Origin of the sequence: Enterovibrio nigricans DSM 22720 (assembly GCF_900167155.1) — a bacterium.
Classification (GTDB): domain Bacteria; phylum Pseudomonadota; class Gammaproteobacteria; order Enterobacterales; family Vibrionaceae; genus Enterovibrio; species Enterovibrio nigricans.
Genome location: NZ_FUXU01000231.1, coordinates 1 through 1,173, shown reverse-complemented (window position 1 = coordinate 1,173; position 1,173 = coordinate 1). Strand labels below are relative to the sequence as shown.

The window sequence follows — 1,173 nt, the reverse complement described above, 5'->3', positions numbered from 1 at the left end:
CAGGACTGGGTATGCCTGAAACTCAGTATATTGCTTAAGAACCGAACAACTTTAGGCTGCCATGTCTTCCAACCGAATTAAGCAACAAAGCCTTGGGAGTGATCAAATACGACAACCCCGTGGAAGAGGTGCGCCAGTTTAAAGAGAGGGAGGGGGAGCTTCGTTTTTTAAGCCATGATGAAATTTCAACATTGTTGAGTGCTTGCCGACGTTCGTCTAACCCCTCGCTTGTTGATGTGGTGAAAATCTGCTTGGCGACGGGGGCGCGTTGGAGCGAGGCGGAATCACTGAAAGCCAGTCAAATCGTGGGCGGTAAAATTACCTTTCTGAATACTAAGTCAGGAAAAAACAGGACTGTGCCTATTAATGATATTTTGCATGAGACGTTAAAATCGTTGAATAAAACAGGCGACGAGCGATTATTTCTATCCTGTTTGAATGCGTTTAGAAAAGCGGTGACAAAGGCGCAAATCAGCCTACCCCGAGGCCAAATGTCTCATGTTCTGAGGCATACCTTTGCCAGCCACTTTGTTATGCAAGGAGGGAACATTATTGTATTGCGGGATATTCTGGGGCACAGTGAAATCACTACTACAATGCGCTACGCACACCTTGCACCCAATCATTTAAAAGAGGCCGTGCGTCTCAATCCGCTAAATCAACATTTAGGCGGGAATTTTTAATAGCGCTGCCAGTAGCCCAAACCCAATTACCATCATACCCCCTAGGCGTATAGTGAGCTGTAGACCTAGTTTGTCAATTTTATTATCCAGTTCATTACGCAAGTCTTGCAAATCTCGCTTGGTCGAATTTTGTAAGTCTTGTAAATCACGCTTAGTGGCAAGCTCTAAAGCTTCATGGGATTCCTGAAAGGCCGTTGAGATAGCCTTTGCTTGCTCTTTAGGAATTCCTGCCTTTTCAAGCGATTCTACAAATTTTAACGTATCAAACGTAACCTGACTCATAATCCCTCAATAGCTATTCAATGCCGAGATGGGGAGACTATAGCATTGTCTTTGCTTTTTCACGAATCCCCCTGCATGGTTAACACACGTTACGAGCGATAAAAATACATGTGCCAAATTCGTAATGGTTAACAGGTTGAAATATTGTGTCAACGCCGACTTAAAACTGATCCACTTAGCGACGCTATCGCCGAAGTAAAATTGACCC

The 1,173-nt window shown here is 44.2% G+C and carries 3 protein-coding genes; 1 reads left to right on the top strand and 2 read right to left on the bottom strand.

Features of this window, described 5'->3' with window-relative positions; translation table 11 throughout:
• Nucleotides 1-98: 98 nt before the first annotated feature.
• On the top strand, nucleotides 99-683 hold the full coding sequence (locus B5D35_RS23870) for a tyrosine-type recombinase/integrase (protein ID WP_332870425.1): 585 nt from the start codon (nucleotides 99-101) through the stop codon (nucleotides 681-683).
• Here the strand turns inward: B5D35_RS23870 and B5D35_RS23865 are convergent.
• Nucleotides 666-965, bottom strand: a complete 300-nt coding sequence (locus tag B5D35_RS23865) for a CCDC90 family protein (RefSeq protein WP_078754868.1) — start codon at nucleotides 963-965, stop codon at nucleotides 666-668. The two genes, B5D35_RS23870 and B5D35_RS23865, sit on opposite strands and share 18 nt — an antisense overlap.
• A 6-nt stretch (nucleotides 966-971) precedes the next feature.
• Nucleotides 972-1,173, bottom strand: a 202-nt coding sequence (locus B5D35_RS24680; protein WP_212567573.1) for a hypothetical protein, incomplete at its 5' end; no start/stop codon positions are given.